General features: G+C 32.3%; 18 protein-coding genes. 10 read left to right on the top strand and 8 right to left on the bottom strand.

The window, feature by feature from the left end; translation table 11 throughout:
* Positions 1 to 7: 7 nt before the first annotated feature.
* Together AAFP94_RS00705 and AAFP94_RS00700 are read left to right on the top strand one after the other, a co-directional pair.
* Positions 8 to 385 (top strand): Na(+)-translocating NADH-quinone reductase subunit F, encoded by a 378-nt coding sequence (locus AAFP94_RS00705; RefSeq protein WP_316661120.1) that lies wholly within the window; start codon positions 8 to 10, stop codon positions 383 to 385.
* Positions 386 to 1366, top strand: a complete 981-nt coding sequence (locus AAFP94_RS00700; protein WP_316661121.1) for an FAD:protein FMN transferase — start codon at positions 386 to 388, stop codon at positions 1364 to 1366.
* Between the two features lie 80 nt (positions 1367 to 1446).
* On the opposite strand, the gene AAFP94_RS00695 is transcribed toward AAFP94_RS00700, so the two are convergent.
* From AAFP94_RS00695 to map, 4 genes are read right to left on the bottom strand one after another with little or no spacing between them, the layout of a single operon-like run.
* Positions 1447 to 2211: a class I SAM-dependent methyltransferase gene (locus AAFP94_RS00695; RefSeq protein ID WP_316661122.1), complete on the bottom strand. Its 765-nt coding sequence runs from the start codon at positions 2209 to 2211 to the stop codon at positions 1447 to 1449.
* A 5-nt stretch (positions 2212 to 2216) separates the two neighbouring features.
* The gene (locus AAFP94_RS00690; RefSeq protein ID WP_316661123.1) at positions 2217 to 2951 is read right to left on the bottom strand and encodes a DUF6090 family protein; all 735 of its coding nucleotides are present in this window, start codon (positions 2949 to 2951) and stop codon (positions 2217 to 2219) included.
* Between the two features lie 4 nt (positions 2952 to 2955).
* Positions 2956 to 3273, bottom strand: coding sequence for a cupin domain-containing protein (locus tag AAFP94_RS00685; protein WP_316661124.1), 318 nt, complete (start codon positions 3271 to 3273; stop codon positions 2956 to 2958).
* Between the two features lie 7 nt (positions 3274 to 3280).
* Positions 3281 to 4099: a type I methionyl aminopeptidase gene (map, locus tag AAFP94_RS00680; protein ID WP_316661125.1), complete on the bottom strand. Its 819-nt coding sequence runs from the start codon at positions 4097 to 4099 to the stop codon at positions 3281 to 3283.
* A gap of 122 nt (positions 4100 to 4221) precedes the next feature.
* On the opposite strand from map, the gene AAFP94_RS00675 reads away from it, so the two are divergent.
* A complete protein-coding gene (locus tag AAFP94_RS00675; RefSeq protein ID WP_316661126.1) occupies positions 4222 to 5493 on the top strand; it encodes an acetyl-CoA hydrolase/transferase family protein in 1272 nt (423 codons plus the stop codon).
* Between the two features lie 3 nt (positions 5494 to 5496).
* Here the strand turns inward: AAFP94_RS00675 and AAFP94_RS00670 are convergent, their stop codons facing one another.
* Both AAFP94_RS00670 and gpmI read right to left on the bottom strand, forming a co-directional pair.
* Positions 5497 to 5907 carry a BT0820 family HAD-type phosphatase gene (locus tag AAFP94_RS00670; RefSeq protein WP_316661127.1) on the bottom strand — a complete coding sequence of 137 codons (411 nt, stop codon included), beginning with the start codon at positions 5905 to 5907 and terminating at the stop codon, positions 5497 to 5499.
* Between the two features lie 48 nt (positions 5908 to 5955).
* Positions 5956 to 7473: a 2,3-bisphosphoglycerate-independent phosphoglycerate mutase gene (gpmI, locus tag AAFP94_RS00665; protein WP_316661128.1), complete on the bottom strand. Its 1518-nt coding sequence runs from the start codon at positions 7471 to 7473 to the stop codon at positions 5956 to 5958.
* A gap of 256 nt (positions 7474 to 7729) precedes the next feature.
* On the opposite strand from gpmI, the gene AAFP94_RS00660 reads away from it, so the two are divergent.
* Positions 7730 to 8119: an ankyrin repeat domain-containing protein gene (locus AAFP94_RS00660; RefSeq protein ID WP_316661129.1), complete on the top strand. Its 390-nt coding sequence runs from the start codon at positions 7730 to 7732 to the stop codon at positions 8117 to 8119.
* Positions 8120 to 8183: 64 nt separating this feature from the next.
* Here AAFP94_RS00660 and AAFP94_RS00655 read toward each other — a convergent pair whose 3' ends face one another.
* Positions 8184 to 8951, bottom strand: a complete 768-nt coding sequence (locus tag AAFP94_RS00655) for a M48 family metalloprotease (RefSeq protein ID WP_316661130.1) — start codon at positions 8949 to 8951, stop codon at positions 8184 to 8186.
* Positions 8952 to 9038: 87 nt separating this feature from the next.
* On the opposite strand from AAFP94_RS00655, the gene AAFP94_RS00650 reads away from it, so the two are divergent.
* Positions 9039 to 9464, top strand: coding sequence for a GNAT family N-acetyltransferase (locus AAFP94_RS00650; RefSeq protein ID WP_316661131.1), 426 nt, complete (start codon positions 9039 to 9041; stop codon positions 9462 to 9464).
* A 6-nt stretch (positions 9465 to 9470) separates the two neighbouring features.
* On the opposite strand, the gene pepE is transcribed toward AAFP94_RS00650, so the two are convergent.
* A complete protein-coding gene (gene pepE, locus AAFP94_RS00645; RefSeq protein WP_316661132.1) occupies positions 9471 to 10178 on the bottom strand; it encodes a dipeptidase PepE in 708 nt (235 codons plus the stop codon).
* Between the two features lie 113 nt (positions 10179 to 10291).
* On the opposite strand from pepE, the gene AAFP94_RS00640 reads away from it, so the two are divergent.
* From AAFP94_RS00640 to AAFP94_RS00620, 5 genes are all read left to right on the top strand, one after another.
* Positions 10292 to 11074: a carboxypeptidase-like regulatory domain-containing protein gene (locus AAFP94_RS00640; protein WP_316661133.1), complete on the top strand. Its 783-nt coding sequence runs from the start codon at positions 10292 to 10294 to the stop codon at positions 11072 to 11074.
* A 74-nt stretch (positions 11075 to 11148) separates the two neighbouring features.
* Entirely contained in the window at positions 11149 to 11652 is a 504-nt protein-coding gene (locus AAFP94_RS00635) for a DUF6702 family protein (protein WP_316661134.1), read from the top strand.
* A 64-nt stretch (positions 11653 to 11716) separates the two neighbouring features.
* Positions 11717 to 13963, top strand: coding sequence for a M1 family metallopeptidase (locus AAFP94_RS00630; RefSeq protein ID WP_316661135.1), 2247 nt, complete (start codon positions 11717 to 11719; stop codon positions 13961 to 13963).
* 74 nt (positions 13964 to 14037) lie between these two features.
* On the top strand, positions 14038 to 16335 hold the full coding sequence (locus AAFP94_RS00625) for a M1 family metallopeptidase (protein ID WP_316661136.1): 2298 nt from the start codon (positions 14038 to 14040) through the stop codon (positions 16333 to 16335).
* A 42-nt stretch (positions 16336 to 16377) separates the two neighbouring features.
* Positions 16378 to 16668, top strand: a complete 291-nt coding sequence (locus AAFP94_RS00620; RefSeq protein ID WP_316661137.1) for a Sec-independent protein translocase subunit TatA/TatB — start codon at positions 16378 to 16380, stop codon at positions 16666 to 16668.
* The last annotated feature ends 40 nt before the right edge of the window (positions 16669 to 16708 follow it).

Genomic DNA, 16708 nt, shown 5'->3' with positions numbered 1-16708 from the left:
TTGTATTATGAGAACGCCTCTTACCGATCAAGACATGCATAACCTCGCCATGAACCATGTTGGCAGGGAACTAGAAGAACGTGGCTTTGAGTTTATTGCTGTAAACAGTAAACTTAAAAAATATCCACAATTTGTGTGTGTCGATAAAAATCAGCAGCGTTTTTTTGTAATTGTTAAGGCTGTTAAATTACCTGCAAATCCGCATAATTATGATGTGGTTTGGATGGAAACCTTTAAAAAGCATGCAAGAGAACAAGAAGCTAAAGTTCTTTATGCCGGGGTCGGTTTAGGAAATCCTGATGACGAAGCTTTACCATTATATCTTGACGAAGATTATCTGTTAGAATATAACGGTATTCAGGTTGTAGAAACCAATTTGAATTAAATGAAAAGACTTTTTTTTGCTCTATTAATCATCCTTAATTCTTGTGAGCAAGAACCAAAAAACAAAACCTTTTCCGGACCAGTTTTTGGCACGTCGTATTCAATACAGTATTTCTCTGAATCAAATCTAAATTTTGAAAACCAATTTGATAGCATATTTCATGTGATTAATAAATCTATGTCAACCTATATGGTGAATTCAGATATTTCTAAAATTAATAGAAATGAAAGTAATAACATTGATGAACATTTTATCAAAGTATTTGATGCTTCGAAAGACATATATAAAAAAACCGATGGTGCTTTTGATCCAACCATTGGAGCTGTTGTCAATGCTTGGGATTTCGGGCCTGAAGGAAAAATTATAAATTTAGACAGTTTAAAAGTTGATAGCTTAATGCATTCAGTTGATCTGAATAAAATTAGTAGAATTAATAAAACCATTGTTAAAGAGAATCCATATACTTATTTAGATTTTAATGCTATTGCCAAAGGATATGCCGTCGATGTCATTGGTGAGTTTTTAGAGCATAAGGATGTAGATAACTATTTAGTTGAAATTGGAGGCGAAATAAGAGCAAAAGGCAAAAACATTGAAAAGCAAAGTGCCTGGCGTGTGGGCGTTGAAATGCCACATTTTGATGGTTCGCAATCTGTTATTAAAGCCATTAGTCTGAAGAATGAATCCATGGCAACTTCAGGAACCTATCGTAAATTTAAAGTAGACGAAAACGGAAATAAATATTCACATATTATTGATGCTAAAACTGGCTATCCAAGCAAAACTAATTTGTTGAGTATTTCTGTGATTACTGAAAATTGTATGACAGCTGATGCCTATGCAACCGCTTTTAAAGCCATGGGAATTGAAAAGGTAAAAACCTTTTTAAAAACACATTCAGAGCTTAAAGTGTATCTGATTTATGAAAATGAAAACCAAGAGTTAGAAACTTTATCGTTAAATGGATTCCCTGAAAAATAGCAACTTGTCATTCCGCACTTGATTTGGAATCTATTTGGTTTATACAAATGTTGTAGATTCCTGTTTTCGCAGGAATGAGGTTACTTTGAAACTACCGGAATAATCTCACCTTTAGCTAAACAATATTGGTTTATTTCTTCTATTGAAAGTGTAGAAGTATAATCAACTTCTTCAACATTGAAACCAATTTGTCTTAATTTATCAAAATAATCTCTACCATAAATGCGAACGTGGTCGTACTGCCCAAAGATTTTAGCACGTTCTTTTTTATCTGTGATTGAATCATCTTCAAAAGTTAATTCTCTATTTAAATCCTGCGGAATTTGAAATATACCAAAACCACCTGGCTTTAAAACGCGATACAATTCTTGCATGGCTTTGGTATCTTCAGGAATATGCTCTAGCACATGATTACAAAGAATTACGTCAAATTCATTATCAGAAAACGGAAGATCGCATATATCTGCTTTTACTTCGGCTAGTGGTGATTTCAAATCTGTTGTTGTATAATCTAGATTTTTCATTTTTCTGAAGCGTTTATAAAACGACTGCTCAGGAGCAAAATGCAACACTTTTAATTTATCAGTAAAGAAATTAGTTTCATTTTTTAAATATAGCCAAAGTAATCTATGGCGTTCTAATGAAAGGGTAGAAGGCGATAACACATTATGTCGCTGTTTCTCATAACCGTAAGGTAAAAAGCTTCTAAAACTTTTACAATCTATAGGATCTGTATAATTGTTGCCTTTTAAAAAGAATGCTAAAATAGGTCGCGCCACATAACTTAATCTGATAAGAAATGTTCTTGGGAAAATGTTTAGTAGAATTTTGAAGATCTTTTTCACAAAAATTAATCTTTCAATTCATCATCAACCATAATAACTAATTCTTCAGATTGCTTTTTAATTCTATCTGCAAATTTAGTAACTCTATGAGCCAAAGTTAATTCTAAATTGGTAAGCCGATAAAATTCTTCGCTTTTAATATGCTTTAACATAAACTTTTGATCAAATTCAGAAATTGATTCAGGATTATTAATATCAAAGACTTTTAATGAATTTATAAATTTAATATAACCACTAATATAGTTCTTTGCAGAATTTTGCAAAGCGTTACTAATTTCATAATATGTAGTAATGGCTGTTCTTAAACTGTCACTTTCAATTTTTCTTAAGTTTCCAGTACTTATAAGTTCATTGTAGGTGTTTTTATTTAGAAACCAATCTACAAAACCATAAACACCACCATAACCAACATCATTAAGAAATTGTATCGTATCAGTAATTATATAATCACCTTGATAATAGGCTTTAGTTTTTTCAAGACATTCTACCTTCCGCGCGTATCTATCAATTGTATATACTTTAAGTAATTCCTGATCAGACTTAATATCTACTAAAATTCTATTGAGATATTCTTTTTCTAATATGCGATCTTTTCTGTTTTCATTCCAATTATTAATCTGTAAGGCAATTAAAATACCAACTACAACTAAAATAATTTCACCAATGGCATATAGGAAATATTTTTTTGCTCTTCCATTGGTAATTAATTGTTGACGAATTTTTCTAAAAAATTTTAACATCTATTTACTTGTAGTCTTCTCTCACTGGACAGAAAATGTCAGTGACTTTACAATCGGTTAATGCAACTGCGCTATGCACCGCATTTGATGGAATTAATAAAATAGTACCTGGTTCTAAAATCTGGGTTATTCCATCAATTGTCATTTCTAATTTACCTTCAGTCACTTGAGTTGTTTGCTCGTGCATATGGGAATGTGCAGGTAAAATGGCTCCTTTTTCAATATCTACAAAACCAATAGTTGTAGAATCTGTATGAAAATAGCGCCCTTTAATTCCTTTTACAAGTTCACGCTGATCAATTTCACAAATTAATTTTTGCATGATTTTATTATAAAACTAATTGGTGTTGCCTAAATTCATTTTCTTCGTCACTTTCAATTCCTAATGCTTCATAAATGTAAGCAAAAGTAGACAGTAATTCAGGTTTCCCATTAACTATGGCAACATTATGTTCAAAATGTGCACTTGGTTTATTGTCCAGCGTTGTTATGGTCCAACCGTCATTATGTTGTTTAATACGATGCGTTCCCATATTTATCATGGGCTCAATAGCAACTACCTGTCCTTCAATAAATTTTTTCCCTCGACCACGTTTTCCATAGTTTGGCATTTCAGGGTCTTCGTGCATTTTTCTTCCTAAACCATGACCAACTAATTCTCTAACAACACCATAACCATGAGATTCACAATATTGCTGAATGGCATATCCAACATCGCCAACACGATTACCGATTTTATATTGTCTAATGCCAACATAGAGTGATTCTTTAGTGACTTGGAGTAGTTTATCTGTATTGGCATCAATTTCTCCAACAGCAAAAGTATAGGCATGATCTCCATAAAAACCATTTTTTATGGCACCACAATCAATAGATATAATGTCACCTTTTTTTAAAGGTTCATTGTTTGGGATGCCGTGAACTACTTGACTATTCGGACTCATACAAAGCGTGTTGGGAAAATCATACAAACCTAAAAAACCAGGCACAGCACCTTGAGAACGAATGTAGTCTTCAGCAATTTTATCTAATTGTAAAGTAGTAACACCAGGCTTCACTTCTTTGGCGATAATTCCTAAAGTTTTAGAAACGATTAAAGCACTTTCTCGCATTAATTCTATTTCTTCTGGTGTTTTAGCTATTATCATAGTATGAAAAATATGTGCAAAGATATTAAAATTAATGTGATATTTTTTTAATGCTTATATGACATTTGACAGTTTTTAGTAGATATTTTATCAATATTTTTGCCTTATAAATTGAGTTAATTATGTATAAAGCAGTAAGTGCAAAAGAAGCAGTAAAAGTTATAAAATCTAATAGTAGAGTTTATGTTCAAGCCGCAGCAGCAGCACCTCAATTGCTTATGAAAGCGATGTCTGATAGATTTGAAGAACTTCGAAATGTTGAAGTTTGTCATTTACATGTAGAAGGCGAAACGCCTTATGCAAACCCTGAACTAAAAGACAGTTTTCATGTGAATTCATTTTTTATTGGTAAAAATGTAAGACATACCTTAAAAGCCGGTAATGGCTCATATACACCAGTTTTTTTAAGTGAATTGCCTCTGCTTTTTAAGCGAAATATTTTACCACTTGATGTTGCTCTAATTCATGTTTCTAAACCAGACAAACATGGTTACTGTTCTTTAGGAGTTTCTGTTGAAGCTACATTAGCTGCAATAGATAGTGCTAAATTGGTTATTGCTCAAGTCAATGAACAAATGCCAAGAACTCATGGAGATGGTATAATACATTACACAGAAATTGATTTGTTTGTTGAATGTGATGAGCCATTACCAACTATTGATTTAGGTAAACCAAACGAAATAGAAAGTAAAATAGGTAATTATGTTGCTAGCTTAATTGAAGATAAAAGTACTTTACAAATGGGTATAGGTTCCATTCCTAATGCAGTTTTATCGAGATTGACAAATCATAAGAATTTGGGATTGCACACTGAAATGTTTTCAGATGGCGTTATAGATTTGATTATAAAAGATGTTATCAATGGTAATTATAAAGCCACAAATCCTGGTCGAGCTTTGGCAACATTTTTAATGGGAACTAAGCGATTGTATGATTATGTTGATGATAATCCTTTTGTAGAATTGAGAGAGTCTAACTATGTAAATGATGTTTCCATAATTAAGCAAAATCCTAGAATGGTTGCCATTAATTCTGCTATAGAAGTGGATTTAACAGGTCAGGTTTGTGCAGACTCTATAGGTCCAAGAATGTATTCAGGTGTTGGAGGCCAAATGGATTATATAAGAGCAGCATCGTTAAGCGAAGGTGGAAAAGCGATCATTGCATTACCATCAACTACTAATTCTGGAATAAGTAGAATTGTCCCTAGTTTGAATGTTGGTGCAGGTGTAGTTACTACAAGAGCACATGTACATTATATTGTAACAGAATATGGAATTGCAAATTTATACGGAAAAACATTGAAGGAGCGTGCAAAATTATTAATAAATATAGCGCATCCAAATCATAGAGATTCTATAGATAAGGCATACTTTGAATTATTAAATGGATAGATTCTACCTAAAAAAAGAGAAGAAACCTTTTTTCTTTTTAATATTCTTAAGGCTGTATTTTGGATTGGTAAGCATTTGGTAGACTTCTCCCCAGCCTATAAAACCGCCAATGTTTCTATCATCTATAAATAAGTCTGCATGAATTTTTCTACTTTTTGAATAGTTGAATTGTTCTTCTGGAAAGCTTTTATTAACAGCATAAAATTCGAGCCCGTTTTTTTTACAAAACTCTATAGCCTCTTTAAGACGAACATCACTTCTGTAGGTCCATAAGATAAGGCGATGTCCATCTTTTTGTAAACGCTTTAGAGTTTCAAAAGCAAATAATTTAGGCTTACCTATATCTGGATAGGCATCTTCAACAATGGTTCCATCAAAATCTATGGCAATAACAAGAGTTTCAGAAAAATTCATTTAGTAAAATATGGTTAGGTGTAAAAATACAATTTTTCTAAATTGAAATTAAACTAAAGAATGACAAGTCATAACATCTGGTTGTTCAATACCCATTAATTTTAAAATTGTTGGAGCTAAATCACCTAAAATTCCATCTTTAATATGTTTTAGTTCAGAATCTATTAAAATAATAGGCACAGGATTTGTAGTGTGTGACGTATGTGGTGAACCATCAGGATTTACCATTGTTTCACAATTTCCGTGATCTGCTATTAATAATGTTGTATAGTTATTTTCTAGAGCGATATTTATAACATCTTTTACACAGGTATCAACAGCTTCGCAGGCTTTTATGGCTGCATCCATTACACCTGTATGACCAACCATATCACCATTTGCGAAATTTAAGCAGACAAAATCCACATCTCCTTTTTTGAGTTCAGGAATAAGAGCATCTCTTAACTCATAGGCACTCATTTCGGGTTTTAGATCGTAAGTAGCTACTTTTGGAGAGTTTCTTAAAATTCTTGTTTCTCCTTCAAATGGTTCTTCTCGTCCTCCAGAGAAGAAAAAAGTAACATGGGGATATTTTTCAGTTTCGGCAATTCTAATTTGCTTTTTATGAAGTTTTTCTAAAACTTCACCTAAAGTATTATGAAGATTTTCTTTGTTGAAAATAACCTTGATGTTATTAAAGCTTTCATCATAATTAGTTAAAGTTACATAATGCAAGTTGAGCTTATGCATATTTTGCTCATGGAAATCTTTTTGTGTTAAGGCTTCAGTGAGTTGTCTACCACGATCTGTTCTAAAATTAAAGAATAATACGACATCACCATCTTTAATTGTAGTTACCGGTTGATTGTTTTTGTCAACCATAACAATAGGTTTTATAAACTCGTCTGTGATGTCATTATTATAACTTTCATCAATTGATGATTCTGCATTGGTTGAATGTATTCCAATGCCATGTACCATCGCATCATAAGCAAGTTTAACTCTTTTCCAACGTTTGTCTCTGTCCATTGCATAGTATCTTCCTGTAACGGTTGCTAGTTTTCCATTCGATTTTTCTAGATGTTCTTCAAGTGCGGTTACAAATGCAAATCCAGATTTAGGGTCAACATCTCGGCCATCGGTAAAAGCATGCACAAATAATTTTTTTAATCCAAAATCATTTGCGGCATCAAGAAGACCAAATAAATGATTGATATGCGAATGAACTCCGCCATCACTTAAAAGCCCTAAAAAGTGAACAGGTTTATCGTTTTTTTTGGCATAATTAAAAGCTTCGACCAATGTTTTTTCGTTTTGAAGTGTTTTGTTTTTAACTGCCAGATTTACTTTAACCAAATCTTGATACACTATGCGTCCAGCTCCAAGATTCATATGTCCAACTTCACTATTACCCATTTGTCCTTCAGGTAATCCAACATGCAAACCGTCTGTTCTTAAGCTTGCGCTAGGATATTTTGTATAAAGTGAATCTATAAAAGGTGTGTTGGCATTATCTATAGCAGATACTTTTGGGTCCGGAGATTTTCCCCAACCATCAAGAATCATGAGTATAACTTTTTTATTCATTTTTAAAAATTTCAAGAGTTGTCAAAGATAAAGAAGTTTGATAAGATAAGTGATAAGATTAATTGTGTAAAATATTTTTAATTCAATATCAATAACTTGAAAAAAGCCTTGGTATTAATGCATTTGTAATCTTAAAAAATTGTTAAGAGAGCGTTAAAAAAAAGTTTTTAACAATTTTTTGTGTAACACATATCAAAATTATTCGTCTCTTTAGTATATCAAAAAACGATCATTAATCAATTTAAATTCTTTCATCATGAAAAAAACAATCATTATTTCTGCTATGGCAGTATGTTTATCTATTGTAAATGTTAATGCCAATTCCTCTTCTGAATCCTTTAATGATAATACAACTGTAGCCACTTTCAAAGTAAGTGCGTTTTGTCTTTCGGTTGTAAAAGGAGACTATGATACAGTAAAAAAACTAATCGATCTTGGTACTGATGTCAATAGCAGGTCCAATGGAATGACTCCAGCCATGTACGCAGCTAAATTTAACAGAACAGAAATATTAGAATTATTAATAGCTAATGGAGCTAATTTAAAAGTAAAATCAGATCAAGGATGGACTGCAAAAAAATATGCAGAACTATCTAATGCTAATGAAGCAGTATCTGTAATAGAAAACGCGTTAACTAAAAGGTAATATCCTTTTTATAAAGCGAGTTGTTGAGTAGTTAGTTAGAAAGCCTTGCATAGCAAGGCTTTTTTTATTGTGCCTTATATTTTTTGATGGCTTCTTTAATTTTCTCTATCCTATTGTCTGGGTCTGGATGAGTACTCTGAAATTCAGGTACTCTATTAGGTCCTGCAGCGGCTTTTAGAATTTCCATAACACCGATCATTTCATCGGGATTGTAGTTGGCTTTTATCATGAAAAGCACACCTAATTCATCGCTTTCAAGTTCATCATCCCTGCCATTAGTTAGTAGGGTTTGTTGTCCAATACCGCTTACAAGCCCACCCATATCAGCTCCAACTTGTGCTCCGGTGCTTACTGTATTCCAAAATTCGCTTTCAGCTATTCGCTCTGCAGAATGACGTCCCAGAACATGACCAATTTCATGACCCAAAACACCTGCAAGTTGATCTTCATTCTCCAGTTTTGAAAATAAAGCATACGTTATAAAGATCTGACCGCCTGGAAGAGCAAATGCATTTATGGTATTTTCGTCTAAAAGTAAATGAAATTCATACTTATAAGGTGTGTCTTTGGCAATACTACTATTTACAAGTTTATTACCTACTTGATCAACAAATGCCTGATAGTTATCATCTGGATATAAACCCCCATATTGTTGTGTCATTTGTGGAGCACTTTGCAAGCCTATAGCTATTTCCTGTTCTGAGCTCATATTTATGGTTTGAACTCTTCCAGTGAATGGGTTGGTCTCTTTACTACTGCATCTTTTTATTAAAGCAAAAGCAACAATTGCTATACCAATTAATAATCTAATTTTAAATCTGTTACTTCTCACAAACTTGAAAATTTAAAATTAAATTTACAAAATATCGTAATATTGTATTCACTTTAAATTGAACTATCTTCACTTAAAGAATTTAGAATGTCCTATAATTTTAAAATTATTGATGCCAAAGACATAGAAAAGGTTGTTCCTCTAGTACAAAAATTGAATAGCTCTAAAATTTCTTATGAAATATTGAAGCAACGTTTACTCGAAATGACAAAACAAAACTATGAGTGTGCTTGTATTTTTGAAAATGATAAAATTATTGGAGTTACTGGTTTATGGTATTGCACAAGACATTATGCTGGGAAAAGTGTTGAAGTTGATCATGTATATATTGATGATGACTATAGGAGTAAAGGTCTAGGAAAACAATTTTTTAAATGGATTTACGAATATACCAAAGCCAAAGGTTGTGAAACCATTGAATTAAACACGTATGTACAAAATCATCCATCACATAAGTTTTATTATAATGAAGGTTTTGAAATTTTAGGCTATCATTTTTTAAAGAAATTATAGCTTTATTCAATTCAATGTATTTAATTCTGTTTCAGGTGAAACTTCGTAAGGCGATTTTCCCTGTTCAAAAATTCGAGCAGTTATACGTCCTTTTAAAGTGATAGAGTTACCATTTACAGCTAACCAACTACCTTCTCTTAAGCCAATTACTGGTTGAGTATTGAATTTATGAAACTCCATGATACGTGTTTCTCGTGTTTCTCCCATGTGTTTACTTGTTGGATCTGGATCCAAATAATGTGGATTAATATTAAACGGAACAAAGCCAAAGGTTTTAAAACTTGGAGGATACACAATAGGCATATCGTTTGTAGTGTTAATGGTAAGCCCACAAATATTGCTGCCTGCACTTGTTCCTAAATATGGAGTGCCGCCTAAAACACTTGTTTTTAAATCATCAATCAAATTATTTTTATATAATTGATTCAAGAGGACAAAAGTATTTCCACCACCAACAAAAATTGCTTCTGCATTTTTAATTGCCAATTTTGGGTCTTCAAATTCATGAATTCCTTTTACCATTTTATCAATCTTTAAAAAAGCATTGCTTACTTTTTTAGTATATTCATCATGAGAAATGCCGCCAGGTTTTGCATAAGGAATAAATAAAATAGTTTCGACAGATTTAAAAAAGATTATCAAATCTTCAAGAAGATATTCTAAAAAATCGCTCCCATACACAGTGGATGTACTTGCGATAATAATTTTTTTCATTTAACAGTATTTGTTGTAAATTTAAGTAATCACAGGTTTTAACAAAAGTTTAAACACATTTTGTGATTAATTTTTAATTTGATTCGGTTACTTCATTATCCTAAACCAGCGACATGAGAAGAATAATTTACTTGTTAATTTTGCTTTTTCCTCTCACGCATGTGCTATCTCAAAGTGTTAACAGAGTTGAAATTGAAGGGAAAGTTTTTTCAAAAAATAATGAAGTAGAAAGCGTAACAGTTTATAACATGTCATCAAACAGAGGAACTATCACCAATGAAAATGGTGAGTTTAAAATTGAAGTCGCTTTAAATGATGTATTAGAAATATCTGCTTTACAGTATATAAAAGGTAGTATAATAATTACAGAAGAAATACTAAACAAGGAATTTGTAAAAATATCGCTCATAGAGAATGTCACACAGCTTCAAGAAGTCTTTATTTTGCCCTATGATCTTACCGGAAATATGGTTGTTGATACAGAAGAAGTCAGGTTAATAGAGCCCATTCTTTTTGAATTGGGAAACATGAATGCCTTTGAACTCCCAGATGATCAATACACAGAAGTTGTAAACCCATTTATGAATAACGGAGAGCTAATGTATGCGATGAATGTTGGAGCTGTTATTGGACTTCTTTTTGATGCTATTATGCCGAATAAAACTAAAGGCAAGAATAATAAAGAAAATCTTCAAGAAGTATATAATAAAAGTCTAGAAGGCGTTTTAGGTAGAACTTATATTGTTAATAAATTTAATATTCCTGATGATAGACTTGATGCTTTTCTTGTATTTGTTGAAAGCAATGGAGTAGATCAAAACCTTCTTTTAGAAAAAAACAGAATGCAGCTTATAGAATATCTACATGTACAAAGTGGTTTGTTTTTGAAGTCTTAAACTTGAAAATAGTATTTTTGGAATGTTTTTTGAAATTCTCAAAACATGATATCTTTACAAAATAAATTATATCCATGCGTTTAAAGAAAATAGTTTTTATTGGATTGCTTACTATCCTATCTTCATCTTTTACAAAGGCACATGAATATTATATTAGTTTAACGCAAATCGATTATATAAAAGAGTCTAAATCTGTTCAGATAACTATGAATTTATTTCTGGATGATTTTGATCTTGCTCTAAATAAAACTTTCGACAAAACCTTTAACTTAAATTCAAGAGAAGAATTAAAAAACAGCAATGATTTCATCAAAAAATATTTGCAAGACCATTTTGAAATTAAGGTTGATAATAAAACATTTAAAACCAATTATTTAGGAAAAGAATATGAAGGTGATATTATATATCTTTACATAGAAATTGAGAATGTTAAAACTATTAGCACAATTGAGGTTAAAAATAATATACTTATAGATTTCTTTCCTGACCAACAAAACCTCATAAAACTTAAAATCAATGATAAGTTTGACAGCCTTTTACTTACTAAAAAGAATGATAAAGGTTTGTTAAATTTTTAATCTATTAAAAGTAAAATACCTTTATAAATAGTAATTTGCGCTCCATTTTTTTAATACATCTTATATGAAGAATTTCATAAAATCACTTCTTATTTTCTTTCTTATAGCTTCTTATGGTTATTCCCAAAACCAACCTAGTGTAGGGCATACAGATCAGAATAAATTTCGTCAAATGAAAGATCTATTGCCTACACCTAATAACCAGCATACTGCTTCGGGAGCTCCAGGATATGAATATACACAACAAAAAGTTGATTATGTTATGAATATTCGTCTTGATGAAAACAGTAACCGCATTTATGGCCAAGAAGAAATAACCTACAAAAATAACTCAAAACACCATTTAGAATATCTTTGGTTACAACTAGACCAAAATAAAAGAGCAGCAAATTCTAAAACTCCAGATATCACGTCAGAAGTATTTGATACACCCATGAATGACCCCATGTTTTTCACAAATAATAATATAAAAAAACCTTTCGATGGTGGTTTTAATATTGAATATGTGAAAAATGCTGACGGTAACCCTTTATCCTATAGTATTAATCAAACGATGATGCGAATCAATTTAGTTAAGCCAATTCCTCCAGGAGATTCTTTTGAGTTTAATATCAAATGGTGGTACAACATCAATAATCATGTAGAAGATGATGGTAGGTCAGGTTATGAAACTTTTGATGATGGCAATAACTCCTATGCCATTGCTCAATTTTTTCCAAGACTAGCAGTATATAATAATGTAGAAGGTTGGCAGAACATGCAATTCTGGGGAACAAGTGAATTTGCTTTGGAATTTGGAGATTATGATGTAAAAATTACAGTACCAAAAGATCATATTGTCGAGGCTACAGGAAAATTACAAAATGAAAAAGAAGTTTTATCCAATGAACAGCGAAAACGAATAGAATTGGCTAAAAAATCCTTTACAGATCCAGTCTTTATCGTTACAGAAGAAGAAGCTAGAGCTAATGAAATGACAACTGCTATTGAAACCCAAACATGGCATTATAGGGCCAAAAATGTTAGGGATTTTGCATTTGCATCATCTCGAAAATTTATTTGGGAGCAAATGGCAGTTAATATTAATGGCAAAACAGTCATGGCAGTTTCTTTGTATCCAAAAGAGGGAAATCCACTATGGGAAGAACATTCAACTAGAGTGGTTGCCAATACGCTAGAGCTATACTCTAGTTTCACTTTTGATTACCCATATCATAAAGCAGTTTCGGTACATGCAGCGGGCATGGGAATGGAATACCCAATGATTTGTTTTAATTGGGGAAGACCAAGACCAGATGGCACATATTCTGAATATACCAAAAACAGTATGATTAATGTAATTACCCACGAAATTGGTCATAACTTTTTTCCAATGATAGTCAATTCTGATGAACGCCAATGGGCTTGGATGGATGAAGGCATTAACTCGTTTCTTGAAACATTAGCCGAGTTAGATTATGATCCTAATTTCGATACAGGAAATTTACCCAAAGACATTGTTAGGTATATGGCTGGTGACCAAAAATTTATCTCTCCAATAATGTCCCAAGGTGATTACGTACATCAGTTAAGCCCTAATGCATATACAAAACCTGCCGCAGCTTTATATATGTTAAGGCATACTATTATGGGACCAGAATTATTTGACTATGCTTTTAAAACCTATGCTAAAAGATGGATGTTTAAACACCCAACTCCTGCAGATTTTTTTAGAACCATGGAAGATGCTTCAGCTATGGATTTGGACTGGTTTTGGAGAGGATGGTTTTATACAACAGATGTTTGTGATATTGGTGTTAAAGATGTAAAACGATTTTATTTAACCAACAAACCAACAAAAAAAGCCGAAGAATTTTCGAAGAATTATAATCTAAATTTAGATCAGTATAAAGACTATTTAATTTTCTATACAGAAATGAATGATAGTATTAATAAAGAAGACATAAAAAAGGCATCAGATTTCGAGATTTTGACCTATTATTTAGAAACCCTTCCAGAAGAAGAAAAAAAGCAATTAGGTGTTATTCCAAACTATTTTTATCAAGTAACGTTTGAAAAACCTGGAGGTTTGGTGATGCCTATAATAGCTAAAATCACTTATGAAGATGGTACTACCGAAACAAAAAAATATCCAGCTCAAATATGGCGATACAATGAAAATGAAGTGAGTAAAGTTATTAAATCTGATAAGGCCATTGTAAAAATTACAATAGACCCAAGTCAAGAAACTGCCGATGTTGACACCTCTAATAATTCATGGCCAAGGGAGATTAAACAAAGTAAATTTGAACAATTTAAAAGTAACGACTAATAATTCAAAAAGAATTGATTGGTATAACTATATTTTAATTATAACTTTAGAAAATAACCTGTTAAAGCATCACAATGAAACTGTTTAAAATATTTCTTCTATTGACTGTTTTTATTTCAACTTCTATTTTTTCCCAAGAGGAGCAACCAGAAAGACAGCAAGGGCATTTAAACAATAACAAATTCAAACAATTGTACGAAGAGTTTTCTACACCTAATATGTTTAGAACAGGATCTGGAGCTCCTGGACCTGCTTATTATCAGCAAAAGGCAGATTATAAAATGGATATCGAACTTGATGATGAAAACGCCAGATTATATGGTAACGAAACAATAACCTATACCAACAATTCACCAGATGAATTGAGATATCTATGGATACAATTGGATCAGAACATGCGAGCTAAAGATTCAAAATCACCTTTAATTGAAGATAGCAATGCTTCCGCTGTTGTAAAACCAGATGTTTTTACGTCAACTTTTATGAAAGACCCTTTTGATGGAGGATTTAATATTGAAGAAGTAAAGGATGCTAACGGAAAAGATTTAGAATACTTGATCAATCAAACCATGATGAGGGTCAATCTTCCTAAACCGTTAAAAACAGGCCAAAAATATACGTTCAAAATCAAATGGTGGTATAATATTAATGACCATGTTAATGGAAGAGGTCGTTCTGGTTATGAGTATTTTGCTGAAGATGATAATAGAGCTTATGTTATTGCACAATTTTTCCCTAGAATGGCAGTATATAATGATGTTGAAGGATGGCAAAACTCACAGTTTTGGGGACGTGATGAGTTTGCATTAAATTTTGGGGATTACGAAGTGAATATTACGGTTCCTGCAGACCATATTCTTGATGCTACTGGTAAACTCATGAATAGAGAAGAGGTGTTTACAAAAACCATGATGCAACGTTATGAGAAAGCCAAAAAATCTTATGATGAACCTATAATGATTGTCACGCAAGCAGAAGCTGAAGCTGCTGAAAAGAGTAAATCTAAAGACACAAAAACCTGGAAACTTTACGCAGAAAATGTTCGTGATTTTGCTTTTTGTACTTCCAGACGCTTTATTTGGGACATGATGGCTGTAAAGATTGGTGACAGAGATGTTATGGCGGTTTCGTTGTATCCAAAAGAAGGAAATCCACTTTGGGAAGATTGGTCTACAAAAGCAGTTGCTAGTACTTTAAAATCATATTCAAGAATGACTTTCGATTATCCATATCATAAGGCCATTTCTGTTCACGCAAAAAATCAAGGTATGGAATATCCGATGATTTGTTGGAACCATGGTCGTCCTAAAAAGGATGGTACTTATTCTGATAAGGTAAAATATGGTATGATGAGTGTTATTATTCATGAAGTTGGACATAATTTTTTCCCGATGATCATTAATAGCGACGAACGTCAATGGACATGGATGGACGAAGGTTTAAACACATTTGTTCAATATGTAGCCGAACAAGATTTTGCCGCTTGGTATCCAGATGCTTTATCGCCTGGAGACGAAAAATATCCTTCAAAAAGAGGACCAGCGACAAAGATTGTTCCTTACATGGGTGGAGACCAAACCTATATTGCACCAATAATGACCAAAGGATTGAATACACATCAATTTGGTAATAATGCCTACGGGAAACCTGCTGCCGCTTTAAATATTTTAAGAGAAACTGTGATGGGTCCAGAACTATTTGATTTTGCTTTAAGAGAATATTCTAGACGTTGGATGTTTAAACATCCTACACCAGAAGACTTTTTCAGAACTATGGAAGACGCCTCGGCTTTTGATTTGGATTGGTTTTGGAGAGGTTGGTTTTACACTACAGATTATGTAGATATTGGTGTAAAAAACGTAAGTAAGTTTTATGTCACAGCAGAACCAAATGCTCTAGCAAAGAAATTGGCTGCACAAAGAAGTAGAGAAGCGAGTTACTATAAGGATTATGTGTTTTTAGTAGACGAGAATAGTGAAGATTTTAAACCAGAATTGAAAGACCAAGATATTACTCAAACTGTTGAAACTTTAAAGGATTATTTAGACACTAATTTTTCTGATGAAGAGCGAAAAGACATTCAAGTTCCAAAGTATTTTTACAATATTACTTTCGAAAAACCTGGAGGTTTGGTTATGCCAATTATTGTAGAATACACATTTGAAGATGGTTCAACCAAAACTGAAACCTATCCTGCAGAAGTTTGGCGACATAATCATCAAGAGGTAAGTAAGGTTCTGGCTTCTAATAAAGAGATTAAATCCATCAAGGTAGATCCAAATCTGGAAACTGCAGATGTTGATACTTATAATAATTCTTGGCCAAGAGAAATTAAACAAAGTAGATTTGATCAGTTTAAGAGTAATAATTAATTTTCTTTTTTAATAACAGAATAAAACATCTTGTATATTTGCATGGTGATACAACAAGCAACATTTTTATTTATTAGTGGTGGAGAAATAGTTTTTGTACTATTTATTGTCATCATGGTCTTTGGTGCAGATAAACTGCCAGAAATTGCTCGTGGTTTAGGTAAAGGTATGCGAACGCTTAAAGATGCTACTAACGAGATCAAACACGAGATTACCAAAAGTGCCGAAAGTCATGGTATAGATACTAGCGTTACCAAAGATGTTGATAACGAACTCAAAAAAGTAAAAGACGATCTTGAAGATTTTACAGGTTCTGTAAGACGGAAATTGTAGCTTCGTTTGACTGTAGGCTAGATGCAGTATGAAGCGAGTG

The organism is Gilvirhabdus luticola, assembly GCF_040117515.1.
In the GTDB taxonomy this organism is placed as follows: domain Bacteria; phylum Bacteroidota; class Bacteroidia; order Flavobacteriales; family Flavobacteriaceae; genus Gilvirhabdus; species Gilvirhabdus luticola.
This window is presented reverse-complemented; position numbering and strand designations above follow the sequence as displayed.

Excerpts from the sequence above, each read along its gene's own strand:
- AAFP94_RS00705 (WP_316661120.1), top strand. The coding sequence starts at position 8 with ATGAGAACGCCTCTTACCGATCAAGACATGCATAACCTCGCCATGAAC.
- AAFP94_RS00700 (WP_316661121.1), top strand. The coding sequence starts at position 386 with ATGAAAAGACTTTTTTTTGCTCTATTAATCATCCTTAATTCTTGTGAG.
- AAFP94_RS00690 (WP_316661123.1), bottom strand. The coding sequence starts at position 2,951 with ATGTTAAAATTTTTTAGAAAAATTCGTCAACAATTAATTACCAATGGA.
- AAFP94_RS00685 (WP_316661124.1), bottom strand. The coding sequence starts at position 3,273 with ATGCAAAAATTAATTTGTGAAATTGATCAGCGTGAACTTGTAAAAGGA.
- map (WP_316661125.1), bottom strand. The coding sequence starts at position 4,099 with ATGATAATAGCTAAAACACCAGAAGAAATAGAATTAATGCGAGAAAGT.
- AAFP94_RS00675 (WP_316661126.1), top strand. The coding sequence starts at position 4,222 with ATGTATAAAGCAGTAAGTGCAAAAGAAGCAGTAAAAGTTATAAAATCT.
- AAFP94_RS00670 (WP_316661127.1), bottom strand. The coding sequence starts at position 5,907 with ATGAATTTTTCTGAAACTCTTGTTATTGCCATAGATTTTGATGGAACC.
- gpmI (WP_316661128.1), bottom strand. The coding sequence starts at position 7,473 with ATGAATAAAAAAGTTATACTCATGATTCTTGATGGTTGGGGAAAATCT.
- AAFP94_RS00660 (WP_316661129.1), top strand. The coding sequence starts at position 7,730 with ATGAAAAAAACAATCATTATTTCTGCTATGGCAGTATGTTTATCTATT.
- AAFP94_RS00650 (WP_316661131.1), top strand. The coding sequence starts at position 9,039 with ATGTCCTATAATTTTAAAATTATTGATGCCAAAGACATAGAAAAGGTT.
- pepE (WP_316661132.1), bottom strand. The coding sequence starts at position 10,178 with ATGAAAAAAATTATTATCGCAAGTACATCCACTGTGTATGGGAGCGAT.
- AAFP94_RS00640 (WP_316661133.1), top strand. The coding sequence starts at position 10,292 with ATGAGAAGAATAATTTACTTGTTAATTTTGCTTTTTCCTCTCACGCAT.
- AAFP94_RS00635 (WP_316661134.1), top strand. The coding sequence starts at position 11,149 with ATGCGTTTAAAGAAAATAGTTTTTATTGGATTGCTTACTATCCTATCT.
- AAFP94_RS00630 (WP_316661135.1), top strand. The coding sequence starts at position 11,717 with ATGAAGAATTTCATAAAATCACTTCTTATTTTCTTTCTTATAGCTTCT.
- AAFP94_RS00625 (WP_316661136.1), top strand. The coding sequence starts at position 14,038 with ATGAAACTGTTTAAAATATTTCTTCTATTGACTGTTTTTATTTCAACT.
- AAFP94_RS00620 (WP_316661137.1), top strand. The coding sequence starts at position 16,378 with ATGGTGATACAACAAGCAACATTTTTATTTATTAGTGGTGGAGAAATA.